The organism is Sphaerotilus sp., assembly GCF_031429695.1.
In the GTDB taxonomy this organism is placed as follows: Bacteria; Pseudomonadota; Gammaproteobacteria; order Burkholderiales; family Burkholderiaceae_C; genus Sphaerotilus.
Window position 1 is genome coordinate 1 of the sequence record NZ_JANPAB010000104.1, and the last position, 24,403, is coordinate 24,403.

Annotated in this window: 21 protein-coding genes and 1 pseudogene; 16 read left to right on the forward strand and 6 right to left on the reverse strand. The window is 67.1% G+C overall.

What is annotated here, in order from left to right:
• Both RMP06_RS19270 and RMP06_RS19275 read left to right on the forward strand, forming a co-directional pair.
• Positions 1 to 138: pseudogene (locus RMP06_RS19270) on the forward strand (branched-chain amino acid ABC transporter substrate-binding protein); the annotation flags it as partial.
• A 167-nt stretch (positions 139 to 305) separates the two neighbouring features.
• A complete protein-coding gene (locus tag RMP06_RS19275) occupies positions 306 to 2,984 on the forward strand; it encodes a bifunctional acetate--CoA ligase family protein/GNAT family N-acetyltransferase (RefSeq protein WP_310463415.1) in 2,679 nt (892 codons plus the stop codon).
• 64 nt (positions 2,985 to 3,048) lie between these two features.
• Here RMP06_RS19275 and RMP06_RS19280 read toward each other — a convergent pair whose 3' ends face one another.
• The gene (locus RMP06_RS19280) at positions 3,049 to 3,384 is read right to left on the reverse strand and encodes a nucleotide pyrophosphohydrolase (RefSeq protein WP_310463416.1); all 336 of its coding nucleotides are present in this window, start codon (positions 3,382 to 3,384) and stop codon (positions 3,049 to 3,051) included.
• Between the two features lie 15 nt (positions 3,385 to 3,399).
• On the opposite strand from RMP06_RS19280, the gene RMP06_RS19285 reads away from it, so the two are divergent.
• The 4 genes from RMP06_RS19285 to kefC are packed head-to-tail and all read left to right on the forward strand — an operon-like array spanning position 3,400 to position 7,518.
• Positions 3,400 to 4,290: a Rossmann-like and DUF2520 domain-containing protein gene (locus RMP06_RS19285; RefSeq protein ID WP_310463417.1), complete on the forward strand. Its 891-nt coding sequence runs from the start codon at positions 3,400 to 3,402 to the stop codon at positions 4,288 to 4,290.
• A gap of 44 nt (positions 4,291 to 4,334) precedes the next feature.
• Positions 4,335 to 4,844 carry a hypothetical protein gene (locus RMP06_RS19290; protein ID WP_310463418.1) on the forward strand — a complete coding sequence of 170 codons (510 nt, stop codon included), beginning with the start codon at positions 4,335 to 4,337 and terminating at the stop codon, positions 4,842 to 4,844.
• Entirely contained in the window at positions 4,831 to 5,667 is an 837-nt protein-coding gene (locus RMP06_RS19295; protein WP_310463419.1) for a DNA/RNA non-specific endonuclease, read from the forward strand. The genes RMP06_RS19290 and RMP06_RS19295 overlap by 14 nt, the downstream gene beginning before the upstream one ends.
• 51 nt (positions 5,668 to 5,718) lie before the next feature.
• A complete protein-coding gene (gene kefC / locus RMP06_RS19300) occupies positions 5,719 to 7,518 on the forward strand; it encodes a glutathione-regulated potassium-efflux system protein KefC (RefSeq protein ID WP_310463420.1) in 1,800 nt (599 codons plus the stop codon).
• A gap of 540 nt (positions 7,519 to 8,058) precedes the next feature.
• Here the strand turns inward: kefC and RMP06_RS19305 are convergent.
• Positions 8,059 to 8,187, reverse strand: a complete 129-nt coding sequence (locus RMP06_RS19305; protein ID WP_310463421.1) for a hypothetical protein — start codon at positions 8,185 to 8,187, stop codon at positions 8,059 to 8,061.
• A 999-nt stretch (positions 8,188 to 9,186) separates the two neighbouring features.
• Here RMP06_RS19305 and RMP06_RS19310 point away from each other — a divergent pair.
• Positions 9,187 to 9,849, forward strand: a complete 663-nt coding sequence (locus tag RMP06_RS19310; RefSeq protein ID WP_310463422.1) for a hypothetical protein — start codon at positions 9,187 to 9,189, stop codon at positions 9,847 to 9,849.
• Between the two features lie 126 nt (positions 9,850 to 9,975).
• Positions 9,976 to 10,158: a hypothetical protein gene (locus RMP06_RS19315; RefSeq protein WP_310463423.1), complete on the forward strand. Its 183-nt coding sequence runs from the start codon at positions 9,976 to 9,978 to the stop codon at positions 10,156 to 10,158.
• Between the two features lie 59 nt (positions 10,159 to 10,217).
• On the opposite strand, the gene RMP06_RS19320 is transcribed toward RMP06_RS19315, so the two are convergent.
• On the reverse strand, positions 10,218 to 10,700 hold the full coding sequence (locus RMP06_RS19320) for a MarR family winged helix-turn-helix transcriptional regulator (RefSeq protein WP_310463424.1): 483 nt from the start codon (positions 10,698 to 10,700) through the stop codon (positions 10,218 to 10,220).
• A gap of 94 nt (positions 10,701 to 10,794) precedes the next feature.
• Between RMP06_RS19320 and RMP06_RS19325 the strand changes: the two genes are divergently transcribed.
• On the forward strand, positions 10,795 to 12,522 hold the full coding sequence (locus tag RMP06_RS19325) for a tannase/feruloyl esterase family alpha/beta hydrolase (RefSeq protein WP_310463425.1): 1,728 nt from the start codon (positions 10,795 to 10,797) through the stop codon (positions 12,520 to 12,522).
• Between the two features lie 85 nt (positions 12,523 to 12,607).
• Positions 12,608 to 13,627 (forward strand): acrylyl-CoA reductase (NADPH), encoded by a 1,020-nt coding sequence (gene acuI / locus RMP06_RS19330; protein ID WP_310463426.1) that lies wholly within the window; start codon positions 12,608 to 12,610, stop codon positions 13,625 to 13,627.
• Between the two features lie 22 nt (positions 13,628 to 13,649).
• Here acuI and RMP06_RS19335 read toward each other — a convergent pair whose 3' ends face one another.
• Complete coding sequence (locus tag RMP06_RS19335; RefSeq protein WP_310463427.1) at positions 13,650 to 15,689, reverse strand: catalase; 2,040 nt, start codon at positions 15,687 to 15,689, stop codon at positions 13,650 to 13,652.
• Positions 15,690 to 15,926: 237 nt separating this feature from the next.
• On the opposite strand from RMP06_RS19335, the gene RMP06_RS19340 reads away from it, so the two are divergent.
• The 5 genes from RMP06_RS19340 (at position 15,927) to RMP06_RS19360 (ending at position 21,409) form a co-directional block, all read left to right on the forward strand.
• Positions 15,927 to 16,559, forward strand: a complete 633-nt coding sequence (locus tag RMP06_RS19340) for a response regulator (protein WP_310463428.1) — start codon at positions 15,927 to 15,929, stop codon at positions 16,557 to 16,559.
• Positions 16,560 to 16,576: 17 nt separating this feature from the next.
• Positions 16,577 to 17,605: an AraC family transcriptional regulator gene (locus tag RMP06_RS19345; protein WP_310463429.1), complete on the forward strand. Its 1,029-nt coding sequence runs from the start codon at positions 16,577 to 16,579 to the stop codon at positions 17,603 to 17,605.
• A 4-nt stretch (positions 17,606 to 17,609) separates the two neighbouring features.
• Positions 17,610 to 18,647, forward strand: a complete 1,038-nt coding sequence (locus RMP06_RS19350) for an AraC family transcriptional regulator (RefSeq protein WP_310463430.1) — start codon at positions 17,610 to 17,612, stop codon at positions 18,645 to 18,647.
• 29 nt (positions 18,648 to 18,676) lie between these two features.
• On the forward strand, positions 18,677 to 20,512 hold the full coding sequence (locus RMP06_RS19355) for a type I restriction-modification system subunit M (protein ID WP_310463431.1): 1,836 nt from the start codon (positions 18,677 to 18,679) through the stop codon (positions 20,510 to 20,512).
• 93 nt (positions 20,513 to 20,605) lie between these two features.
• Entirely contained in the window at positions 20,606 to 21,409 is an 804-nt protein-coding gene (locus RMP06_RS19360; RefSeq protein ID WP_310463435.1) for a PDDEXK nuclease domain-containing protein, read from the forward strand.
• On the opposite strand, the gene RMP06_RS19365 is transcribed toward RMP06_RS19360, so the two are convergent.
• Together RMP06_RS19365 and RMP06_RS19370 are read right to left on the reverse strand one after the other, a co-directional pair.
• Positions 21,375 to 22,442: a nucleotidyl transferase AbiEii/AbiGii toxin family protein gene (locus tag RMP06_RS19365; protein ID WP_310463432.1), complete on the reverse strand. Its 1,068-nt coding sequence runs from the start codon at positions 22,440 to 22,442 to the stop codon at positions 21,375 to 21,377. The genes RMP06_RS19360 and RMP06_RS19365 overlap by 35 nt on opposite strands.
• Positions 22,435 to 23,052 (reverse strand): DUF6088 family protein, encoded by a 618-nt coding sequence (locus RMP06_RS19370; protein WP_310463433.1) that lies wholly within the window; start codon positions 23,050 to 23,052, stop codon positions 22,435 to 22,437. The genes RMP06_RS19365 and RMP06_RS19370 overlap by 8 nt, the downstream gene beginning before the upstream one ends.
• A 203-nt stretch (positions 23,053 to 23,255) precedes the next feature.
• On the opposite strand from RMP06_RS19370, the gene RMP06_RS19375 reads away from it, so the two are divergent.
• Positions 23,256 to 24,233: an Abi family protein gene (locus RMP06_RS19375; RefSeq protein ID WP_310463434.1), complete on the forward strand. Its 978-nt coding sequence runs from the start codon at positions 23,256 to 23,258 to the stop codon at positions 24,231 to 24,233.
• The last annotated feature ends 170 nt before the right edge of the window (positions 24,234 to 24,403 follow it).

Below are 24,403 nucleotides of genomic sequence, written 5' to 3' on the forward strand. Positions count from 1 at the left end.
GTGCTGGCGAAGACGGCGGGCTACAAGGGCGTGACGGGCAACATCAGCTTCGACGAGAAGGGCGACGTGAAGAACGGCGCGCTGACGATGTTCACCTACAAGGCTGGCAACCGCGAGCAGATCGCCGTCGTGCGCTGATCGACGCCTGAGACGCACGGCAGGGCGTCCCCGCGACGCTTTGCACCCCAGAACCCGCTCGCTGTTTGCGCAACAGCAAGCGGGTTTTTTGTTGTCTGCTGCACTGCACCAGCCGGACAGGTCCTTGTCGTATGCTGGTACGTCTCCTTTTCAACGGGTGTGCCCACGTGGACCATCACTTCCTGACGCCGCTGTTCTCCCCCAAGTCGATCGTCGTGTTCGCGGGGCCACCGGACCAGCTGGACCAGGCGCCGTCGCTGGTGCGCGCCATGCTCCGGGAACTGCAGGCGCACAAGTTCGACGGCACGCTGACCTTCCTTGACGTCGACATGACGGGCACGCTGTCGGAGCTGGCCCAGTCACGGGCCGATCTGGCCATCATCGCGCTGCCGCATGCGCGCATTGCCGCAGCGCTGGAGATTGCCGGCCGCATCCGCTGTCGCGCCGCGCTGGTGCTGTCCACCGGGCTGCCAGCGGTGGAGTGCGCCGACCTGCACGCGATCGCGCGGCGACACGGCATGCATCTGCTCGGGCCGAACAGCCTCGGCCTGCAGCGCCCGCTGCTCAAGCTCAACGCCAGCGCGGCCGGCCGCCTCGCCGCCACCGGCCCGCTGGCGCTGGTCTGCCAGTCGGGCGCGCTGACGGCGTCCATCCTCGACTGGGCGGCGCGCAATGCGGTGGGGTTCTCCACCGTGGTCTCGCTCGGGGCCAATACCGCCGTTGACCTGACGCAGGTGCTGGACTTCCTGGCCAACGATGCCTCCACCCAGAGCATCCTCGTCTACATGGAGGGCATCCACGACGCCCGCCGCTTCATGAGCGCGCTGCGGGCGGCGGCGTTTGCCAAGCCGGTGGTGGTGATGAAGGCCGGCCGCCAGCCGGCGGGCTCGAAGGCGGCGCTGACCCACTCGGCCAGCATCGTCGGCTCGGACGACGTGTTCGAGGCGGCGCTGCGCCGCGCGGGTGTCGTGCGGGTGCGGGCCTTCACGCAGTTGTTTTCGGCGGCGAAGTGCCTGGCCTCGCGCTACAAGCCGATCGGCCGGGGATTGGCCATCGTCACCAATGGCGGCGGCCCGGCGGTGCTGGCGGCCGACCGCGCCAACGAGATCGGTCTGGAGGTGGCGCGGCTGGTCGACACGAGCTGCAACGAACTCGCGCCGCAGCTCGCGCCGCACGCCACGCTGGAATCCGTCATCGACCTGGGCGAGGAGGCCACGCCAGCGCAGTTCCGCGCCGCGCTGCTGGCCTGCGCGAAGGACCGGGCGGTACACGGGGTGCTGGTGATCTTCTCGCCCAAGCTCGACAGCGACCCGGATGCCATCGCCCAGGTCGTCTGCGACAACGTGCACGCCATGGGCAAGCCGGTGCTGACCTGCTGGATGGGCGACGAGCGGGTGCGCGACGCCCGGGTCATGCTCAACGCGATCGCCATCCCCACCTTTCGCACACCCGAAGCTGCGGTCGATGCCTTTGCCAACGTGGCGAATTTCTACCAGAACCAGCAGCTGCTTCAGCAGACGCCGCCACCGCAGTCCACGCTGGCGCGACCGGATGTCGAGGGCGCCCGGCTGCTGATCGAGGGCGTGCTGGCCGAGCGTCGCCGGGTGCTGACCGAGATGGAGTCCAAGGCGCTGCTGGCGGCCTTCCACATCCCCGTCACCCGCACCATGCTGGCCCGCACTGCCACCGAGGCGATGCTGATCGCCAGCCAGCTCGGCTACCCGGTGGCGCTGAAGATCGACTCCCCCGACATCAGCCACAAGTCCGATGTCGAGGGCGTGGTGCTCAACGTGCTGACCGCCACCCAGGTGCGCGATGTCTTCAACGACATGCTGGCCGCCGTGCGCCGGGTGATGCCGCAAGCGCGCATCAACGGCGTGACCATCCAGCCCATGAGCGGCAAGAAGCGTGGCCGCGAGATCTACATCGGCATGACCACGGACGTGCCCTTCGGCCCGGTGATCACTTTCGGCTCTGGCGGCACGATGATCGAGCTGATCGCCGACCGGGCGATGGAACTTCCACCCCTGAACCAGTTCCTCGCGCACCGGCTGATCGAGCGGGCCCGGGTATCGACCCTGCTGGGTGTGTGGCGGGGCGCGCCGGCGGCCGATGTCGAGGCGGTCGAGCAGATCCTGCTGCGGGTGTCGGAGATGGTCTGCGAGCTGCCGCAGCTGCGCGAGATGGACATCAACCCGATCATCGTGGACCACGACGGCGCGGTGGCGGTGGACGCCCGCATCGTCATCGACCACGCCGGACCGACCGCACGCGACTACAACCACCTGGCCATCCTGCCCTACCCGAGCCGCTACGAGCGCGAGTGGCCGATGAAGGGCGGCGACCTCTACACCATCCGCCCGATCCGTCCGGACGACGCCGACATGCTGCAGGCCTTCACCCGCGGCCTGTCGGAGGAGAGCCGCTACTTCCGCTTCGCCAGCGCGATGCACGAGCTGCCGGCGCGCATGCTGGCCCGCTACACGCTGATCGACTACGACCGCGAGATGGCGCTGGTGGCGGTGCATGTCGACCGCCGCCTGGGCGAGGACGGCAACTTTGTCGAGACCGAGCAGATCATCGGCGTGTCGCGCTTCATCACCAACCCGGACCAGACCACCTGCGAGTTTTCGCTGGTGGTGTCGGACGCTTACAAGGGCCAGGGGCTGGGCTCGCGGCTGATGCTGTCGATCGCCGACTTCGCCCGCAACAAGGGGCTGGCGCAGATCGAGGGGCTGGTGCTGGCCAACAACCCCAACATGCTGCGGCTGATGCGCGGCCTGGGCTACGAGGTGCGGCCCTTCCCGGAGGATCCGGACTTCAAGCTGGTCGTCAAGGCGCTCTGAGGGGCCTTGCGGCGTCTGGCGCGCCCGCCGGGCACCCTCGGGTGCCCGGACCGGGTAAACGCGCTCAGCGGCCCGGATTCGGCGGGAGGTCTGGCGGGTACTTGACCGCGTTCAGTCCGATCTTGCGGTCCACGGCCGCCGCGATGTCCACGCCGCAGCGGTCGGCGATCTGCACCAGGTAGACCAGCACGTCGGCGATCTCTTCACCCAGGTGCTGCTGCACGGCAGGATCCTCGGCGACGCGGGTGGAGGCTTCGGGCGTCATCCACTGGAAGATCTCGACCAGCTCGGCGGTCTCGACCACCATGGCCATCGCCAGGTTCTTGGGGGTCTGGTAGGGCTCCCAGCCACGTTCGGCCGAGAAATCGCGCAGGCGGGCCTGCAATGCGGGGATGTCCATGGGCATCATCCTGCCATGAACATGCCCACGCCTGAACCCCTTCCCGAACTGGCCGCCTTGCGCGTGGCGCTGGTTGGCGCCGGCCGTGTGGCACGGGCGCTGGTGATCGCGCTGGAGCGTGCGGGTCTGCCCGTTGTGGCCGTCGGCAGCCGACGGCCCGAGCGCCTGTCCGCCTCCAGTTATCCACAGCCCTGCACGCCGCAGCAAGCGGTGGACCAGGCCGATCTGGTGCTGCTCACCGTGGCGGACGATGCGATCGCGCCAGTCGCGGCGGCCTTGCGCTGGCGCGCCGGGCAGGCGGTGGTGCATTGCAGTGGCGCCACCGAGGTCGCTGCGCTCGACGCCGCCGCACAGGCCGGTGCGCACACCGGGGGCTTCCATCCGCTGCAGATCTTCTCCGACCCCGAGCTGGCCGCGCGCCGGCTGGCCGGCAGCACCGCAGCGATCGAGGCCGGTCCCGCGCTGATGCCGACGCTGCGTGCGCTGGCCGCTGCGCTGGAGATGCCGGCCACCGTGCTGCCGCCCGGGATGCGGGTGCGCTACCACGTGGCGGCTGGCTACGCGGCGAGCTTCCTGCTGCCGGTGCTGCAGGAGGCTGTGGCGCTGTGGGCCAGTTTCGGTGTGGACGAGGCCGAGGCGCTGCGGGCGCTGCTGCCGCTGTCGCGCGGCACGCTGGATGCGGTCGAGGCGCGCGGCCTGGCGGGTGCCGTGTCCGGGCCGATCGCGCGGGGCGACCTGGGCGTGGTCGAACGCCATCTGGCCGAACTGGCCCGTCTCGGGCCGCAGCGGGCCGCCTTCTACCGGTTTCTGGCGGCTCCTCAACCCGCGCTGGTGTCACAAGCCGGACGTTTGGATGAGGATTTGCGCAAGCGACTCGAATTTTTACTTCATGCAGGAGACTGTTAAGAAAAAGAACGACACAATTTGCGCAAATTCAGCTTTCATCTGCCATGACCCGCGTGTCGTCTCCTGCCCAGAACCCCTTTTCGACAGCGTCCGCTGCCGACGGCGCCGAGCCGTATGTCTCGCCGCCGAGCTTTCGGGGTGTGAACTACAGCGTGCCCGGTGGCTATCGCCACAACTTCGAGCGGTCCTGGCTGGTGCCAAGCTGGCCCGTGGCGCTGGGGCTGCTGCTGGTGGCAGGGCTCCTGTTCTATCTGCGCAGCGACCGGCTCCTGTCGCAGCTCCTGGGCAGCACGACCACCCGGGTGCTGGCGGTCGAGCGCGCGGCATCGGCCGTGAATCCGTGGACGGGCGAAGCGCACTGGGGGATGGCGCCGAAGGCGGCCGAGGCCTTCCCGCTCAACTTCCCCGCGAACCTGCCGCCCACGGCAGCGGGTCCGGCCACCGGTGCCGGCGTCTTCAAGTGCGTCCAGGTCGATGGCCTGGTGGTCTACCAGCAGCAGCGCGATTGCGGGAATGCGGCGTCACCCATCCGGTTGGTCAGTGACAGTCGCTGACAGGTGGGCACGCGGCCTGCGCCTGCTGGGAGCCCTGGGGTTCGCGGTCCTGCTCGGCGCCTGCGGTGGCGGTGACGAGGAGCCGGCGGACGCTGGCACGGACACGGTCTATCCGGCCCCGAACGGCCCGGCCAGCACCGACCGGGTCATCCGCCAGGACTACGGCGGCTACCAGCTCACCTACGACTGCACCACGCACACGGCGCTCCAGTACAGCTACACCCTCGGCTTCGACAACGGCACGGCTGCCCGCCCGACGAGCTTCACGCTCGACCCGACCCTGCCCGCTGGCTGCGCACAGCAGAACAGCGCCAGCAGCTACGCCGGCGCCATCCATCCTGGCTACGACCGGGGGCACCTCGTTTCGTCCAACCACATGGACTACAACGCGGACTACATCCAGCGCGCCAACTACATGACGAACATCGTCCCGCAGGTGGCGACGTTCAACCGCAATGTCTGGCTCGACGCCGAGAACGTCGCCGAGTGCTACCGCGACCTCGCGCCGGTGCAGGTCTACGGCGGCGTGGTCTACAGCGACGAATCGAACGACTGGTTCCTTGCCAGCCACGGCATCCGCACGCCGGAATACTTCTGGAAGGCCATCGTCACCACCGACCCGGCCACCGGGGCGGCCAAGGCGATCGCCTGGTACATCCCCAATGTCGAGGGCCTGACCGCGCTGGACCCCTACCTCGTCAGCATCACCGAGCTGGAGCGGCTGGTCGGCACCGACCTGGTGGGCATCACGGCCCCGGCGGCGGTCAAGGCGATGAAACCGGCCACGAGCTGGCCGCTGCCTGCCGGCTGCAACTACACCTGAGCCCCTGCGCCCCAGGTGCGCCGTTATGCTGCGCGCCAGGAGAATGGCACGATGGAACACGGACACTGGCTCAACGCCTCGCTGGTCTACCTCGCCGCGGCGGTGATCGCGGTGCCGCTGGCGCGCAAGCTGGGACTCGGCTCGATCATTGGCTACCTCGGCGCCGGCATCGCCATTGGTCCCTTCGGTCTGGAGTTCGTCCGCGATCCGGATGCGATCCTGCAGTTCGCCGAGTTCGGCGTGGTGCTGATGCTGTTCCTGATCGGACTGGAGCTGGAGCCGCCGCGCTTGTGGGCCATGCAGCGCTCGATCTTCGGCTGGGGCAGTGCGCAGGTGCTCGGCTGTGCGGCGGCGGTCGGCGGTGTGGCCTTGCTGCTGGGGGTGCGCTGGCCGGTGGCGGTGGTGACGGGGCTGGGGCTGGCGCTGTCGTCCACGGCGGTGGCGGTGCAAGTGATGCAGGAGCGCAACCTGCTGCGCACCTCGGGCGGACAGGCCGGCTTCGCGATCCTGCTGTTCCAGGACGTGGCGGCCATCCCGATCCTGGCGCTGATCCCGCTGCTGGCCCCGAAGGTGCAGGACAGCGGCAGCCCGTGGACCGAAGCCTTGCGGGCGCTGGCCGTCATCGCCGGCATCATCGTGGTGGGCCGGCTGCTGCTGCGCCACGCGCTGCGCTGGATCGCCCGCAGTGGCTCCCCCGAGATCTTCACCGCCGCGGCGCTCGGCCTGGTCGTCGGGCTGGCCAGCCTGATGCACGCGGTGGAGTTGTCGGCCGCGCTCGGGGCCTTCCTGGGTGGCGTGCTGCTGGCCGAGAGCGAATACCGGCGCGAGCTGGAAACCGATGTCGAGCCGTTCAAGGGGCTGCTGCTCGGGCTGTTTTTCATGGCGGTGGGCATGTCGATCGACTTCCGCGCCGTGTACGAGCACCTCGGTGCCGTCGTCGCGCTGCTGATGGGCTTCCTGGCGATCAAGGCGCTGGTGCTGTGGGCGCTGGCGCGGTGGGTGGCGGTGCCCCGGCAGGAGCGGCCGGTGTTCACGCTGCTTCTGGCGCAAGGCGGTGAATTTGCCTTCGTCGTCTTCCAGCAGGGGGCGACGGTCCGGGTGCTCACCGAGTCGCAGACCTCTGTGCTGATCGGCACGGTGGCGCTGTCGATGCTGGTCACGCCGCTGCTGCTGGTGGCGATCGACCGCTGGTGGCTGCCACGTTATGCACAGCAGGCTGTGGATAACTCGCCCCATGCGCTGACTGAGCCGCAGGAAGCCCCGGTGATCATCGCCGGCTTCGGTCGCTACGGGCAGGTGGTCGGGCGGCTGCTCTACGCCAACGGCCTGAAGGCGACCGTGCTCGACCACGACGCCGAACAGATCGAGGCGCTGCGCCGCTTCGGCTTCCGGGTCCACTATGGCGACGCGACCCGGCTCGACCTGCTGCGCATGGCGGGGGCGGCATCGGCCAAGGTGCTGGTGGTGGCGATCGACGATGTGGAGCAGAGCCTGAAGCTGGTCGATCTTGCCCGCGAGCACTTCCCGAACCTCGTGCTCGTGGCCCGCGCCCGCAATGTGCAGCACTTCTTTTCGCTGCGCGACCGTGGTGTGACGCTGATCGAGCGCGAGACGCTGGACGCGGCCTTGGCCACCGGGCGCAGCGTGCTGGAGAGCATGGGCTGGGCACCCGACCGCGCCAGCGCGCTGGCCAGCCGGTTCCGGAGCCATTCGGTGGCCCAGCTCGAAGCCTTCTGGCCACACCACCGCGACGAGAAGGCACTGGTGTCGATGGCGCGCAAGGGCCGCCAGCAGCTTGAAGAGCTGTTCGCGCAGGAGCGGGCACAGCGCGACGACCACGAGCGGACCTGACCTGGACGGCGCGACAGGCCCCGGTCATGGCGGCGCCACAGGCTGTTGGCGGTCGCTTCCACTGCCTCTGGCCAATACCCGATAGAAAAATTGCCCGAACTGAGGACTTGTCGCCCGCGCTCCCCGAGGGACCGGAGAGAGGGAAGGAGGGAGCGAAGGGGCAAGCCTCGACCCAGCACGCCGCGGCGGTGAAGCCGCGCAGGCGTGTCGGGCTGGCCCCTGGGCGTGGACGGCGTGACGCGGACCATCGGTCGGTCAGTCGGTCGCTACGGGGATCGCGGGCGGTATCGACGCGCGCGACAGGCTGCCTTCAGGGCTCGAACGCCCCACCACACCCGTGGCAGCTTGCGCCTCTGGGTCGCCGGTGTCGTGGTTCCCGCTCTACCGGCGTGACGAGCCCGCGCGCCGAGCCGGGACGCGCACAGGGGGCGACAAGTCCGTGGAAGAGAACCCCTGTGGCGTGACGTGCAGACGCGCGGGCGCCGACGGGCGCCCCGTGTTGGGGGGGCGCTCGGAGTCGGTCGGTCCGTGGTGGGCGGGTCAGCTCAGGCGGGGTGGTCGGGGGCGCCAGCGGTCGAGGGCGATGACGCGGAAGGTGCGTTCACGCAGGGTGAGGCGGCGCAGCCAGCGGGGGAGCAGGCGGGCGAGGATGCGGGTGGTGTCAGCCATGAATGGCTCCTTGCGACAGGTTTGAACCTGCCCACCCTCCCTGCCAAGAGAGGGGTGGCAGACCGTGCGGGTTGGCAGACCGGGCAAGGACCGGCAGGGGTTGCCCCCTCCCGCACGGCCCGCCATAGACGTGGCCATGCGCGCAGCTCACGCGCCGTATGGACGTGAAAAAGCCGCGTTGGGCGCGGCTTGGGTCTGCGCCTTGCTTCCGGGCTGCCAAGCCCGTGCTCGCAGTGTGTGCGAGCGGAGTGGATGCTACACCGACGCCAGTTGAGGCAGTGGCACGGTTCGCATGTTGTTACGTGTGAAGGGTAGGCGAATGGGGGTGGCCGCAGTGGACGAGCGGATCAGGGCGCGGGTATGCTGGCGCTGAGTCTGACGGCGTAACGGGTTACGCCAGCAGTGCAGGCTTTGGGGTCATTTTTACGGGGGGCAAACCATGCAAGACAGAGAAAAACTTCAATCCCGGCGCGGACTTGTGTTGCGCTGCTCGCAAGCTGATACGCAGCAGCAAGGTTGTTACGCCAGCAAGGTGTGACGTCGATATTACGTTAGGCACATACAAATATGCGAAATCGAATCGTTGTCAGTCTTCTTTGTTGGCTTACCTCAGTTTACGGAATTTATTTGAGCGTAGAGCAAATCGTTTTTACGACAAGGCTTGCGTTTTTGGATAGCAGTCGTTTCACGCCTGTTTATTCTTTGTTATTTTTGGGTTTCCCTTGGGTCGCGCTTGCTGTAATGAATTTAAACTGGATTAAAAATCGTCGTGTGTATTGGCTATGGGTTGTACTAGGTACTATTACTGGAGCTGGCGGGATGCTCCTCAGTTTCGGGCTAGGCCTAGCATTTGCTCCCTTAGCGTTTGCATTGGCAGTTTTTCTCGCCCACTTTCATTTATTTAGCAACGCACCAAACCAAGCAAGCCTAACCCTTCACTCCAGCGGATCGCCTACGGCGACACGCTGACTTCAAACGTTAGAGCGCAGCGCCGACCTCATGGAATATTTCGCGATCACAAAAACGGCAAACGGGTTCCACGTTGAGGGCTTTCCAGATGCAGTGAAGGTCCTCCTCATCGCGGGACCAAAGATCCGACGTTTGGCAGATCTGGCACTGCACAAAGTCGATCTCGATTTCACGCTCGAGTGCCTTGAGACGATAAACACCACGCCCGATGAACCTCACACCCTCCGTCGGGCCTTGTGGCATTCGGCGATTGTTCACTTCATAAAGTGCTTCGGTCAGAGCGAATCAAGGTTCAGCCTCGATGCGAAGGTCGTTTACAAGGCTGATCCAGGAGCGTTCGAGCCGTACAAATACTTCGACAGCCTCCGAAACAAGAACTTGGTGCACGACGAGAATTCCTACACGCAATGCTTGCCGGGGGCGATCCTCAATAAGAAAGGCATGGACCACAAGATTGCCAAAATCTTGTGCCTAAGTGTCGTCGGCGAGACGTTAGGGCAAGAGAACTACCAAAACCTGCATCTCTTAGCTACTCGCGCTCGCGACTGGGTCGTTGGTCAATTTGACGAGTTGTGCAACCTAATAACGCGAGAACTCGAGCCTACGCTATATGAAGAGTTGCTGGCGATGGAAGGCATAACGTACACCGTGCCTGGTGCAGATGACGTGCATAAACCGAGAGCTGCGCTCTAACAACCCAATGAACCGGACGCGCGCGCAACGGCAGTGCGGTTGGTTGCGTCACGCAGCGCGCGCCGGTTATTGGGAACGTTAGAAATCATGGATGGGTTTTGGTCGAAATCACGCTCCAGCAAGGCCGTGGAAGCTGGGCTGAACATTCTTGACAGCGCGATCGGCTTTGGCTTGGTGTCCGTGGCTGCCGTGGCGGCAGCGTTTGGAAAATTCCTTCTCGGCGGGTTTCTTGCCGTATTGGCTCTTGGCGTGTTTGTTCGTCTGACGCGCCGCACGAAATCCAAAGCGGCTGCACGGAAAATTTCTTAGATGCTCCGCCAATGATCAATCCGAATACCGCTACGCAGGACGATTAGCCTGCCGGCCACTCAGCGCGGCCGCGCGCAGGCCACCTTGTGCAGCAGCTCCAGCAGGATCTGCCGCTCCCCCTCGGACAACGCCGCCAGCAGCTCGCGCTCGGTCTGCAGCAACTGCCCCAAGGCCTGTGCGACAAGCTGCTCACCCATTGGCGTGATGCGCAGCGACTGGGCACGCCGGTCGGTGGTGCTGCGTTCGCGCACCAGCGTGCCGCGCAGGGTCATCCGGTCGAGCCAGGTGGTGATCGCCGGGGCCGTCATCGCCAGCGCCTTGGCCAGCTTGGACGGGGTGACGCTGCTGTTTTCCTTCACCAGCTGCAGGATCGTGAACTCCACCGGCCGCACGCCCAGCGGCCGCCCCACCACGCGCTCGAAGACCTCGTCGGTGACGATGGTGGCCTGCGCGAGCTGGTAGCCGAGCAGGTCGTGGATGCCCCGTTCCTCCAGGCCGCCCTGGGGGGTGAGTTCCGAAAGAGGGCGCTTGGTGTGGAGCATGGGTCAGTGTAGCAATCCAAGGGAATTCACCGATTCGAGCGCGCTTTTACTTAATTAGATTAAGTAATTATCGACAGACGCATCAGGAGACACCATGCGCGGATTCTTCAGTCACCGGCCCATCGCGGCCTGTTCAGCGGTGGCCGCAGCAGCGGCTTTGGTGGCCTGTGGTGGCGGCGACGACACGGTCGCAACCCCCACGGCCCTGCCCCAGCTCTCGGCCGCCCAGGCGGGTGCGTTGTCCGTTGCATGCCCCAGCCTGACCGGCTTCACCTACGCTGGCGTCACCATTACCAGCGCCACCACCGTGGCCGCCGGCACGCTCACCCTGGCCGGCAACCCCGTCCCCGAGCACTGCCTCGTCGCCGGCAAGCTCGGCACACGCACGGGCAGCGACGGCCTGACCTACGCGATCGGTTTCGAGATGCGGATGCCCCAGGCGTGGACCGGCCGGTTCTACTACCAGGGCAACGGCGGGCTGGATGGCAGCGTCGTCGCCGCCACTGGTGCCACCGGCGGCGGCCCCAACACCCACGCCCTGCTGCAAGGCTTCGCGGTCATCAGCTCCGACGCCGGCCACACCGGCGCGCAGACCGCTGCCTTCGGCTTCGAGCCGCAGGCGCGTCTGGACTACGGCTACCAGGCCGCTGCCAAGCTCACCCCGATGGCCAAGGCACTGGTCAAGGCCGCGTATGGCCGCGCACCGGACCGCTCCTACTTCGGCGGCTGCTCCAACGGCGGGCGCCACACGCTGGTGGCCACGAGCCGGCTGGCCGAGGAATACGACGGCTTCCTGGCCGGCGCGCCCGGCTACAACCTGCCCAAGGCCGCGGTCTCGCAGATCTGGGGTGCCCAGCAGTACGCCCGCGCCTACACCGTCGGCGCGACCACCACGGCCAATGGCAACACGATCGCCGACCTGGCCACCGCCTTCACGCCCGCCGAGCGCACCATGGTGGCGGGCCGCATCCTGGCCAAGTGCGATGCGCTGGACAGCGCCGCCGACGGCATCGTCAGCGACACCGCCGCCTGCCAGAAGGCGTTCAGCCTGGTCGACGACGTGCCGACATGCAGCGGCGCCCGCGACAACACTTGCCTGACCGCGCTGCAGAAGGACGTGCTCGCCAACATCCACGCCGGCGCCCGCACCAGCACCGGCGCGGCGGTCTACAACACCTTCCCCTTCGACGCCGGCATCTCCGGCAACGGCTGGGCGACTTGGGAGTTTGTCAACTCGCTGGCGCTGGACCCGCTGGCGGCCGGCGTCGTGTTCAATGGCACGCCCGCGTTCCTGGCCAATCCGCTCACCGCGTCCATCGACGCCCTGGCGGCCGGCATCACCGCCACCGGCGCGACCTACACCGTCTCCGGCATGGACTTCATGACGCCACCGACGCCCTCGAACCTCAGTGTCCTGAAGGGTCGCGGTGCCAAGGTCATGCTCTACCACGGGGTCAGCGACGCGGTGTTCTCGTATGACGATACGGTCACCTGGGTCAACAACCTCGCCAGCGCCAACGGGGGCGACGCCAGCAACTTCGCCCGCCTGTTCGGTGTGCCCGGCATGAACCACTGCTCGGGTGGCCCCGCCACCGACCAGTTCGACATGCTCACGCCGCTGGTGCAGTGGGTCGAACAGGGCAAGGCACCGGATGCAGTGATTGCCAGCGCACGCGGCGCGGGCAACGCCGGCGGCGTCAACGCGGAAGTGCCGGCTGGCTGGTCGGCCACCCGCACCCGCCCGCTGTGCGCTTACCCGAAGGTCGCGAAGTACAAGGGCACTGGCAGCCTGGAGCTGGCGGCCAGCTTCTCTTGCCAGTGAATGGCTGAGCGCGGCTGAACCCGCGTGACAGCGGGGCAGGAAGGGGCATGGTTCAATCTTCGGCTGGAGACACCCGGAGACCGCCATGCCCTCACCCACGCCCACACCCTTCACCGCCCTGTACCTCACCAAGACCGACGGCGCCTTCACGGCCCGTCTGCGTGATGACCTGACCGACGACGAACTGGTCGCCCACACCGGCGAGGCCAACGTCATCGTGCGCATCGCCCACTCGACGGTCAACTACAAGGACGGCCTCGCGCTGACCAACCGCAGCCCGGTCGTGCGCCAGTGGCCGATGGTGCCGGGCATCGACGGGGCGGGCACGGTTGAGTTATCCACAGACCCGCGCTGGTCAGTTGGCGACAAGGTTATCCACAATGGCTGGGGTGTCGGTGAAACGCACTGGGGCTGCCTGTCGCAGAAGGCGCGGCTCAAGGGCGACTGGCTGATCGCACTGCCCACCGAGTTATCCACAGCCGATGCCATGGCGATCGGCACGGCCGGCTACACCGCGATGCTGTGCGTGATGGCGCTCGAAGACGCGGGTGTGCGGCCCGACAGCGGCGAGATTCTGGTCACGGGGGCCAGCGGCGGCGTGGGCAGCGTGGCCGTGGCGCTGCTGAGCGGCCTGGGCTACCGGGTCGTGGCGTCCACCGGCAAGCTCGACGAAGCTGAATATCTGCGTGCGCTCGGGGCTGTGGATATCCTCGATCGCGCCGGGTTATCCACAGCCGGCAAGCCGCTGCAGAAGGAGCGCTGGGCTGGTGTCGTCGATTCGGTCGGCTCGCACACCCTCGCCAACGCACTGGCGCAGACCCGCTATGGCGGTGCCGTGGCCGCCTGTGGATTGGCGCAAGGGATGGAGTTATCCACAAGCGTGGCGCCCTTCATCCTGCGCGGCGTGCGGCTGCTGGGCGTCGATTCGGTGATGTGCCCGACAGTGCGGCGCCAGCAGGCGTGGGCACGGCTGGCGACGGACCTGGACCGCCGCAAGCTCGCGTCGATGACCCGCACGATCGGGCTGGCCGAGGCACCGCAGGTGGCTGTGGATATCCTCGCCGGCAAGGTCCGCGGGCGGGTCGTCGTGGACGTCAACGCCTGACCCTGCCCCGCGGCTCCGCCGCTCAGTGGTCGGTGCCGGGCGCCCCTTCTCGGGCGTGGTACTTGCCCTTGGCGGCCTTCTGCACGAAGGTCTCGACACTCTTGCGCTGTGTCAGCGCCACCACGGCCTCATCGGTGGGCATGCCGGCGGTGCGGGCCAGCAAGGCCCCGGCGGGATCGAGTCCGATCACCTTCAGATGGCGCCAGGCATCGCGCAGCCAGTCGAGTGCCGCCGGGTGCTGGCGCAGGGTGGCGATGCCCGTCTCGCTGCCCAGGACGATCACCGCATCGAACAGGCACGACGGTGCGCCGGCCAGGGCCTGATCGGCCGGTTGCACGGTGCCATCGGCCAGGTGCACACCGCCGATCTTCTCGGCCACCAGCGTCAACCGGGCGCCTGCTTGGGTGAGCGCACGCTGCATGGCTGCCAACAGTGTGTCGTCGGCACCGTCAGCGAGCAGCGCGGCCAGGTGGCGCCCCGCCAGACCTCCGGCGCGGCTGGCGAGCTGGCTCAGCGCGGGAGAGGGCGGCAAGTCCTGCGGCGGCACGGTCGCCTGCGGCCGGGGCTCTGCCGTCGGCACGGACTGCCCGAGCCGCTCGGCCACCAGGCCAGCCAATCCCGCGTCGATCACTGCCAGGTGACCCAGCACCCGCTCGCGGATCGCCAGCACCGTCACCTTGCCCAGCTCGAAGGCCAGCGCCATCACGATGTGGCGCTGCTCCGGCGGCGTCAGCGAGGCCAGGAACTGCCGCGCCTGCGAGTAGTGGTCGCCGAAGGTCTCTGCCCGCTGTCGCACCTTGGTGCCGGTGGTCGGTGCCGGCCAGGTCGCGAAGCCGTGTTCGGCGGCGGCGCGTGGTCCTTCCGGGGCCAGCGAGTTGGGTTCGTAGTTGACCCGCCCTTGCGGCCGGGTGGTCTGCATCACGGCGTCGCGCTGGAAGTTGTGGAAGGGGCAGCGCGGCTGGTTGATCGGCAACTGGTGGAAGTTCGGGCCGCCCAGCCGGCTGAGCTGCGTGTCGGTGTACGAGAACAGCCGCCCCTGCAGCAGCGGGTCGTCGCTGAAGTCGATGCCCGGCACCAGGTGTGCCGGGCAGTAGGCCACCTGCTCGGTCTCGGCGAAGAAGTTGTCCGGGTTGCGGTCCAGCACCATGCGGCCCACCACCTGCAGTGGCACCAGCTCCTCCGGAATCAGCTTGGTCGCATCAAGCACGTCGAAGGGCAGGGACGCGGCCGTCTCCTCGTCGAACACCTGCAGCGCCAGCTCCCAGGCCGGGAAGTCGCCGCGGTCGATCGACTCCCACAGGTCGCGGCGGTGGTAGTCCGGGTCGGCCCCGGCGATCTTCACGGCCTCGTCCCAGGTCGTCGAGGCCACGCCCAGCGCCGCGCGCCAGTGGAACTTGACGAAGCGCGACACGCCCTGCGCATCGACCAGCCGGAAGGTGTGAACGCCGAAGCCGTCGATCATGCGCAGCGAGCGCGGCAGCGTGCGGTCGCTTATGGCCCACATCACCATGTGCATGGACTCCGGCATCAGCGAGATGAAGTCCCAGAAGGTGTCGTGCGCCGACGCCGCCTGTGGATAACCCCGGTCCGGCTCCATCTTCACCGCATGGACGAGGTCGGGGAACTTGATCGCGTCCTGGATGAAGAACACCGGGATGTTGTTGCCCACGAGGTCGAAGTTGCCCTCGCCGGTGTAGAACTTGACCGCGAAGCCGCGCACGTCGCGGGGCGTGTCGGCCGAGCCGGCGCCCCCCGCCACGGTCGAGAAGCGGGTGAATACCGGCGTGCGCCGGCCGACCTTGGACAGGAAGGAGGCGCGGGTCCAGTCGCTGCAGTCGCGGGCGCATTCGAAATACCCATGTGCCGCCGAACCCCGGGCGTGGACCACGCGCTCGGGGATGCGCTCGTGGTCGAAGTGGGTGATCTTCTCCTGCAGCAGGAAGTCCTCCATCAGCGTCGGGCCGCGGGTGCCGGCCCGCAGCGAGTTCTGGTTGTCGGACAGCGTCACCCCTTGGCTGGACGTGAGGGGCAGGGATGCGGGCGTGGTCATGCGGGCAGGCATTGGAGAACTCCTCTGTCGGTGGGCACCGTCGAGGCTGACGGCCCGCCAAGGCTAGGCAAGCCGCCACCCCGCAGCGGTCGGACAGCGGCCTGATCGTCCGTAGGACAACCCTGACGCACCTGCCCGCCGCTGAGGCGCACTAGGCGGAATAAGCGTGTCTTTTTGCACGATATGCGCCAACCGATTGCCTAGACTTTGTCTTGGTACCGGAAAAAACCACCGAAGGGAGTAGTCAACATGATCCAGATTGCACTTGCCGATGACCACGCCATCGTCCGCGCCGGACTGCGCCATCTTCTGTCGAAGGAGGTGGATTTCCGGGTCATTGCCGAAGCGGAGAACGGCCGCGAGGCCCAGATGCTGGCCGGGCGTGAAGACATCGACGTGGTGGTGCTGGACCTGTCGATCGAGGACTACTGCGGCGTGGACGTGCTGCGGGCGCTGCGGCTGCGCCGACCGGACCTGTCGGTGCTGATGGTGGGCCAGACGCCCGAGACCCACTGCGCAATCACCTTGCTGCGGCTGGGCGCCAGCGGTTACCTGGGCCGGGGCTGCGAGGCGCCGGAGATCGCCCGCGCCATCCGCACGGTCCACCGCGGGCGCCGCTACGTGACGCCTGCACTGGCCGAACTGCTCGCCAGCCGTGCCGGGGGCGAGACACCGTGCCCGCCCCATGACCAGCTCTCCGACCGGGAATTCCAGGTCTTCCTGCAACTGGCCCGCGGCAAGACGATCGGCCGTCTGGCCGACCACCTGGCACTCAGCGTCAAGACCGTCAGCACCTACCGCTCGCGCGTGATGGACAAGCTCGGGCTGTCGTCCAACAGCGAGCTGACCTACTACGCGCTGAAAAACGGGTTGATGCAGTGACGCGGCCACCGGCGAACGTGCGCGACGAGACCCCGATGGCGTTTGTGCGGGCGGTCGTGCTGGCCTATGCCCGCCGCGGCATGGACCCGGCCACCGTGCTGCAGGCGGCGCGCATCCGGCCCGAGCAGCTCGACGATCCCGACGCCCGCATCAACACCTGGCAAATGGAGTGCTTCGGGTATGCGGCCATGCGCGAACTCGACGACGAGGCCTTCGGATGGTTCTCGCGCCGCATCCGCTGGGGCACCTACGGCATGCTGATCCGCGCTTCCGTGACCGCACCGACGATGGGCGTGGGCCTGGCGCGCTGGTGCCGCTTCCACGGGCTGCTGGTCGATGACGTGACGCTCTCGCTGGAGACGGACGGGGCGCTGGTGCGGCTGCGGCTGCAGGAGCATCGGCCGCTGGGCCCCATGCGCGAGTGCTGCGTGGTGTCGATGCTGCGCGGTCTGCACCGACTGGCCTGCTGGTTCATCGACACGCAGATCCCCCTGGTCGAGACGGCGCTGTCCTTCGCGCCGCCGCACCACCACCAGGTCTACGGGGCGCTGTTCCCCGGCCCGGTGCGGTTCGGGGCAGCACAGTCCGGCATCGCCTTTCGCAGCGAGTTCCTGAACAGGCCGATCGTGCGCGACGAGGGGGCGCTGAGGGCGCTCCTGCAGCACCCGGTGACGCTGATGGTGCAACCGTATCGGCAGGAGCAGTTGCTGGTGTCGCGGGTGCGCGAGCTGCTGCGCAGCCAGCCGGAGCTGATGCTCAACGCCGAAGCCCTGGCCTCGGCGCTGCATGTGTCGGCGCGCACGCTGTACCGGCAACTCGGGCTGGAGCACACGACGCTGCAGGCGCTCAAGGACGAGGTACGCCACCAGCGCGCCAAGGAACTGCTGAGCCGCACGCCCAAGTCCCTCAAGCAGATCGCGCTGCTGCTGGGCTTCAGCAGCGAAAAGACTTTCGCACGTGCCTTCCGGCGCTGGGAGGGGGTCTTGCCATCGGTCTTTCGCACAACCCCCACAACTCCTACAACACCACGCAACGCGACGGACTGATGCCATGCCCCGACGTTTGATGAGCCTGCGCACCGAAACGCCGATCGCGTTCGTGCAAGCGGTCATGCACGCCTATGCGCGCTATGGCGTCGATCCTGCGGCGGCCTTGCAGGCCGCCCGCATCCGCCCCGAGCAGCTCGACGACCCGGCGGCCCGCATCACCGCCGGGCAACTGGAGTGGCTGGGACACGCCGCCATGCGTGAACTCGATGACGAAGCCCTGGGCTGGTTCTCGCGGCCGATGCGCTGGGGCACTTACGGCATGTTGACCCGCGCCGCCGTGACCGCGCCCACGCTGGGGGCGGCGCTGCAGCGGTGGTGCCGTCTGCACGGCTTGCTGGTGGACGAGATTTCGCTCTCGGTGGAACTGGACGGGACGCTGGCGCGGGTGCAGGTGCAGGAACACCAGCCGCTGGGGCCTGTGCGCGAGTTCTGCGTGATGTCGATGCTGCGGGGGTTGCACGGGCTGGCCTGCTGGTCCATCGACGCGCACATTCCGCTCGCCGACATCGCCCTGCCGTTCGAGGCCCCGCCGCACAGCCGGGTCTACGGGCTGCTGTTCCCTGGCCCGGTGCGCTTCGGTGCCGGACAGGCGAGCCTCACCTTTGGCAGCGATTTCCTGGCCCGGCCGATGGTGCGCGACGAAAGCGCCTTGCGGGCGATGCTGCAGCATTCGCTGCCGCTGGTGGTGCGGCCCTACCGGCAGGAGCCGTTGCTGATGCCGCGGGTGCGCGAGTTGTTGCGCAGCCAGCCGAACCTGATGCTCAACGCCGAAGCCCTGGCCTCGGCGCTGCACATGTCGGTGCGCACGCTGTACCGGCAGCTCGGGCTGGAGGGCACGACGCTGCAGGCGCTCAAGGACGAGGTGCGCCACCTCCGCGCCAAGGAGCTGCTGAGCCGCACGGCCAAGCCCATCAAGCAGATCGCGCAGATGCTGGGCTTCAGCAGCGAGAAGACGTTTGCACGGGCGTTCCAGCGCTGGGCGGGGGTTTTGCCCTCGGTGTTCCGCGGGCAGTCGCGGGGGAGCGCCATGCCGGAATAATCGGGGGTTCCCGCTGCCTGCTGATCCCCATGACCCCACAGAACCTCTCCGCCCTCCTCTGGTCCGTCGCCGACCTACTGCGCGGCGATTTCAGGCAGTCCGAATACGGCCGCGTCATCCTGCCCTTCACGGTGCTGCGCCGGCTGGACTGCGTGCTGGCGCCGACCAAGGCGGCCGTGCTCGGCGAGTACCGGTTGAAGGTGGCCGAAGAGGTGCCCTACGGCCCGTTCCTGAACCGCAAGACCGGCCTGGGCTTCCACAACACCTCGTCGTTCGACCTGCCGCAGCTCATGGGCGACCAGGACCACCTGCGCGACAACCTGGACGGCTACGTGCAGGGCTTCTCGGCCGACGTGCGCGCCATCTTCGAGCGCTTCGACTTCGCTGCGGTGGTCGAGCGGCTGCACAAGGCCAAGCTGCTCTACCTCGTCACCGAGAAGTTCGCCCACCTCGACCTGCACCCCGACACGGTGGACAACGCCGCGATGGGGACGGTCTTCGAGGAGCTGATCCGCAAGTTCGCCGAAATCTCCAACGAGACCGCCGGCGAACACTTCACGCCCCGCGAGGTGATCCGGCTGATGGTGGGCCTGCTGTTCGTCGAGGACGACGCCGCACTGCAGAAACCCGGCACCGTGCGCACGCTCTACGACCCGACGGCGGGCACGGGTGGCATGTTGTCGGTCGCGGATGAACACCTGAAGGCGATCAACCCCGGCGCGCGGCTGACGCTGTCCGGGCAGGAGCTGAACGCCGAGTCCTGGGCGATCTGCCGCGCCGACATGCTCATCAAGGAGCAGGACATCCGCAACATCGTGCTGGGCAACACGCTGTCCGAGGACGGGCTGCGCGGGCGGACCTTCGACTACATGCTGTCGAACCCGCCGTTCGGCGTGGAGTGGAAGAAGATCGAGAAGGAGATCCGCCAGGAGCACGAAGGCATGGGTTACGCCGGCCGCTTCGGGCCGGGGCTGCCGCGGGTGTCAGATGGCTCGCTGCTGTTCCTGCTGCACCTGCTGTCCAAGATGCGGCCAGCAGAGCAGGGCGGCAGCCGCATCGGCATCGTGCTGAACGGCTCGCCGCTGTTCACGGGTGGGGCCGGGTCGGGCGAGTCGGAGATCCGGCGGCATGTGCTGGAAAACGACCTGGTCGAGGCCATCATCGCGCTGCCGACGGACATGTTCTACAACACCGGGATCAGCACCTACGTCTGGATCCTGAGCAACCGCAAGCAGGACGACCGGCAGGGGCTGGTGCAGCTCATCGACGCCTCGGGCTTCTGGCAGAAGATGCGCAAGAGCCTCGGATCGAAGCGCAAGGAGCTGAGCGAGGCCCACATCGCCGAGATCACGCGGCTGTTCGGCGCGTTCATGGAGGCGAACCTCGTCACCGTGTTCGACGCGGACGGGCGCGAGGCGGGCCGGTCGGTGGTGCCCGATGGGGATCGGCTGCCGGAGGTGCCGGCGGGCGGCCAGCGCAAGAAGGCGCCGGTCTCGCGCATCTTCCGCAACGAGGCGTTCGGGTACCGGACGATCACGGTGGAGCGGCCGTTGCGGGATGCCGCGGGTGCGGTCGTGCTCGGGCAGAAAGGCAAGCTCAAGGGCAAGCCGCAGGCGGATGCGGCGCTGCGCGACACGGAGAACGTGCCGCTGTCGGAGGACGTGCAGGCCTACTTCGAGCGCGAGGTGCTGCCGCACGCGCCGGATGCGTGGATCGACCACGACGAGACCAAGGTGGGCTACGAGGTGCCGTTCAACCGGCATTTCTATGTGTTCGAGCCGCCGCGGTCGCTGGCGGAGATCGATGCGGACCTGAAGCGGTCGACGGATCGGATCAAGCAGATGATCGAGGGGTTGTCGGCATGACAAGGCCTGTTTCTCGCACGACCGATGACCCCAGTTTCACGGCGGTGATCGAGATGATCCAGGCAGCGCGCCAGCGCGCGCACTCAGCCGGGGCTGCGAGGCTTCACCCGCCCGAACCTGTTCCGGATGCGGCAGTTCTACGAGGCCTACGCGGGCCAGGAAATGATCTCGGCACTGCCGAGACAATTGCCGTGGACCCACAACCTCATCATCCTGGGCCAGTGCAAGCGGCCTGAGGAGCGTGAGTTCTACCTGCGCATGGCCGTGCAGGAGCAGTGGAGCAAGCGCGAACTGGAACGCCAGCTCCAGTCCGCCCTGTTCGAGCGCGTGGTGACTTCGCCGGCAAAAGTCTCACCGCTGGTGAGACAAAGCCACCCGCAGGCCCTGAACGTCTTCAAGGACGCTTACATGGTCGAGTTCCTCGACCTGCAGGGCGGCCACAGCGAAGCTGATCTGCATCGGGGCTTGCTGGGCCAGTTGCGCCACTTCCTCACTGAGCTGGGGCGGGATTTCTGCTTCGTCGGCTCGGAGTTCCCGTTGCAGGTGGGCGGGCGGGACTTCGCGCTCGACCTGCTGTTCTTCCACCGCGGGCTGAACTGTCTGGTGGCGATCGAGCTGAAGGTGGGGCGCTTCGAGCCGGAGTACCTGGGCAAGCTGTCGTTCTACCTGGAGGCGCTGGACCGGGACGTGAGGAAGCCGCACGAGAACCCGGCCATCGGCGTGTTGCTGTGCGCGAGCAAGGACGACGAGGTGGTCGAGTACGCGCTGAGCCGCAGCCTGTCGCCCGCGCTGATCGCCGAGTACCAGACGCAACTGCCCGACAAGCGGCTGTTGCAGCAGAAACTGCATGAGTTCTATCAGCTCAATCTGAGCGATGCCGAGGGGCAGGCGGGCTGAGGGCGTCTGGCGAAATCGGAGCCACGGGAGCATTGATCTGCGTTTCCAGCGCCCGCAGTCGATCGACGATCGCGCCGAATGACGGAGCCTCCCCGATGAACATCCCTGCATCGACCATGTGCTGAAAGTCGGCTTGCAGCGCCACCAAGGCAGCACCGTCGGGAATCAGGCGCAACTGACCCACAAGGCAATCGTCGTACCGGGCGTACCCGGTGCTGTAGAACACCTTCTTGTGCCGGACGACATCGGCCAGCAAGTGGCGATCCGCCAGCGCGGTGTTCCCGTGCGGCAACGCCGCCAGCCGTGCCAAGTCATACCAGTGGCGGGACAGCCGCTCGGCCTGGGTGCCGAATTCGCCGCGCTGACAAGCGACGTGCATCAGCGTGGCCTTTTCCCAGAATGTGCGCGCAGGGGACAGCACGCTCACCTGTGCGCCGGGAAAGGCGAGTTCAGGCAGTTGCGCGGCAATGTCTGGCTGGATGAAGTGCGACTCGTTGGGCTCGGTGATGTTGCGCCCCCCGAACTCGATCAGCACGTTGTCGCTGATGTAGCCCCCCACGGCGTTGCCCAGGGCACTCGGGTAATGCACGCGCACGCATTCACCGTCGTCGTTCGCCTCGATGCGAGCACCGCCCGAGCCGCAGTCGGCCAGTAGCTGCCTCTCCAGAAAGGGGACCAGAACATGGTGAACGTGGTCGCGCACGAAGGACTTGAGGCCCTCGCTGAACTGCTTCAGTTTCGTTTTCGACAGTCCTGCGGCAAATGGATCGACCGTGTTGTCCAGACCCCGGTAATCGAGGGTGATGTCCACGTCTTCGGAAAAGCGGTCAATGGCGCGGTAGACCTTGGACAGCGAGGTGCCGCCCTTGAACGCCATCGGCAGCCGTCCTGCGCGGGTGAACAGCGCCTGCAGTACCCAGCACACCCAGACATCCTTTTCCAGCACCACGGGCGCCCGGCCGAGCTGGGGTGCAAGCGCCCGGTAGATCTCCGAACGCTCCTGGGGCTGGAGCTGGAGGAAGGTTTCAGCCATGGGACTGCTGCTGGTGGCGGAAAACGGCGTCGCTCATCCAGGCCGGCATGGTGCGGGTCGCGGCGGTCAGCGCCTCGAACTCGGCCGCGGGCAACTGGCACCGGATCTTCTCGATCAGTGCTGGGGTTACCGCCTTCTGACCGAGGTACCACATCGCCGCCAGCGCCATCCCGGCGGGGCGACCGGCCAGCGCGAGCTTGCGTTGGCTTACATGCTGCAGGCGGATTTCCAGGGTGCCGACACGGATGCGCCGGGACGGCCCCGAGGTGGAGAACACGGGTTGCGTTGGCACCTGGGTGGTCAGTTGGAGCCGGCGGGCGGCCTCGGCGCCGTGCATCTGCAGGGTGGCGCCGGTGGTTCTGGCGAGGGTCTCGGCCACCGCCATCGGGTCGGGCATGACCCGGCCGACAAAGCGGCTCATCTCCGGGCGGACGAAGACACCGCGGGCGACCCGCGTGATGACACCAGACTTCACCAGCCGCGAGAGCGTCTGATCGACGGTCGCACGGGTGCCACACGCCAGCAGCGCGGCGGGCGTGAACGGCTCACCGAGCGGCAGGCGTTCGATGTGCTGGCGGATCTGCGCGGCGGTGGTGAGGGGCGCTGTCATGTCAGAAAATATAGATGATTTTCTGACAACTTGCTGCAAGAGTTGACGACTGATTGGGCGAGACATTCTGGTGAACCACACACACACAATGTGGCTCACTGCGCTGATGGCCGGTCGGGCTTGCATTACAATCGTGGCAACACACCCGCCATGCCTCTCCACGATGCACACTTTGGCGGGTTTTTCACGTCTGGGGCTTGCTGATGACGCAATTCAACAAACCGTCTCGCACGCTGGACGAGCAACTGGCGCTGCTGGTGGAGCGCGGCCTGGGGGTTCCTGACCTCGACCATGCGCGACACGGTCTGGCGCACATCAGCTACTTCCGTCTGTCCGCCTACATGCGGCCTTTCTATGTGCCGCACGAGGTCGAGCACCGCTTTCGGGTGGGCACTGGCTTCGATGATGTGCTGATGCTGTACGTCTTTGACCGCGAGCTGCGTCTGCTGCTGCTGGATGCGATCGAGCGGATCGAAGTGGCGCTGCGCACCCAACTGGCCAACACGCTCGCAGACCACCACGGGCCACACGGCTACTTGTCGCCGGAGGTGTTCGACACGCGCTACAACCATGACTGGTTGCTGCGCACGCTGGCAGACGAGTCTCGTTCGCGTGATGCAGAGAAGTTCATGCTGCACTACCGCGAGAAGTACCAGGATTCCCCTGTGCAGCCGCCGATCTGGATGGCGGTGGAGTTGCTGACCTTCAAGGCGGTGAGCACGCTGTTTTCCCAGTTGCGGCACCAGCAGGACACCCAGCGCATCGAGGCGCACTTCGGCTGGAAGTTTCCGGTGCTGCGGTCCTGGATGCGCAGTCTGTCCGATCTGCGCAATCTGTGCGCGCACCATGCACGGGTGTGGAACCGTGAGTTCGGCAGCATTCCGGACCTGCCGCGGCGTGCTCCGGCCGATTGGCCTCGGCCGCCGGAGGGCATTGCCACGGGTGCCCATCGCACACCTGGGCAGTCGCTTGCACCGCAGCGGCGGCTGTACATGCAGGTACTGGTGATCGAGTCCTTGATGCGCGTGGTCAGTCCGGGCAGTCACTGGGCGGACAGGCTGGTGCGTCTGCTGGACCGCTATCCGGCCGTGTCGCGGCCACACATGGGTTTTCCGCCGGATTGGGCCGATCTGGCGTTCTGGCGGCCTGTCGTTGAGCGAGCCAGGACGGGGGCGGCTTGACGCGGCTTTGTTGCATAACCCAGCCGAGGCGAGCCTATCCGGGATTTTGTGTGCGAGGCATAGCATGAGAAGAAGGAGCATGTATGCCAAGCAGGAAGACGACGAAGGCGGCGCTGGCCGCAGTGGCGGCGATGCCGGCGATACCGAAGGAGCTGATTGATCAGTTCGTG

What these genes read in the sequence shown, in the direction of transcription:
- RMP06_RS19280 (WP_310463416.1), bottom strand. Translation starts at nt 3,384, where the DNA reads ATGGACATCCCCGCATTGCAGGCCCGCCTGCGCGATTTCTCGGCCGAA.
- RMP06_RS19285 (WP_310463417.1), top strand. Translation starts at nt 3,400, where the DNA reads ATGAACATGCCCACGCCTGAACCCCTTCCCGAACTGGCCGCCTTGCGC.
- RMP06_RS19290 (WP_310463418.1), top strand. Translation starts at nt 4,335, where the DNA reads ATGACCCGCGTGTCGTCTCCTGCCCAGAACCCCTTTTCGACAGCGTCC.
- kefC (WP_310463420.1), top strand. Translation starts at nt 5,719, where the DNA reads ATGGAACACGGACACTGGCTCAACGCCTCGCTGGTCTACCTCGCCGCG.
- RMP06_RS19305 (WP_310463421.1), bottom strand. Translation starts at nt 8,187, where the DNA reads ATGGCTGACACCACCCGCATCCTCGCCCGCCTGCTCCCCCGCTGGCTG.
- RMP06_RS19310 (WP_310463422.1), top strand. Translation starts at nt 9,187, where the DNA reads ATGGAATATTTCGCGATCACAAAAACGGCAAACGGGTTCCACGTTGAG.
- RMP06_RS19320 (WP_310463424.1), bottom strand. Translation starts at nt 10,700, where the DNA reads ATGCTCCACACCAAGCGCCCTCTTTCGGAACTCACCCCCCAGGGCGGC.
- RMP06_RS19325 (WP_310463425.1), top strand. Translation starts at nt 10,795, where the DNA reads ATGCGCGGATTCTTCAGTCACCGGCCCATCGCGGCCTGTTCAGCGGTG.
- acuI (WP_310463426.1), top strand. Translation starts at nt 12,608, where the DNA reads ATGCCCTCACCCACGCCCACACCCTTCACCGCCCTGTACCTCACCAAG.
- RMP06_RS19335 (WP_310463427.1), bottom strand. Translation starts at nt 15,689, where the DNA reads ATGCCTGCCCGCATGACCACGCCCGCATCCCTGCCCCTCACGTCCAGC.
- RMP06_RS19340 (WP_310463428.1), top strand. Translation starts at nt 15,927, where the DNA reads ATGATCCAGATTGCACTTGCCGATGACCACGCCATCGTCCGCGCCGGA.
- RMP06_RS19350 (WP_310463430.1), top strand. Translation starts at nt 17,610, where the DNA reads ATGCCCCGACGTTTGATGAGCCTGCGCACCGAAACGCCGATCGCGTTC.
- RMP06_RS19355 (WP_310463431.1), top strand. Translation starts at nt 18,677, where the DNA reads ATGACCCCACAGAACCTCTCCGCCCTCCTCTGGTCCGTCGCCGACCTA.
- RMP06_RS19365 (WP_310463432.1), bottom strand. Translation starts at nt 22,442, where the DNA reads ATGGCTGAAACCTTCCTCCAGCTCCAGCCCCAGGAGCGTTCGGAGATC.
- RMP06_RS19370 (WP_310463433.1), bottom strand. Translation starts at nt 23,052, where the DNA reads ATGACAGCGCCCCTCACCACCGCCGCGCAGATCCGCCAGCACATCGAA.
- RMP06_RS19375 (WP_310463434.1), top strand. Translation starts at nt 23,256, where the DNA reads ATGACGCAATTCAACAAACCGTCTCGCACGCTGGACGAGCAACTGGCG.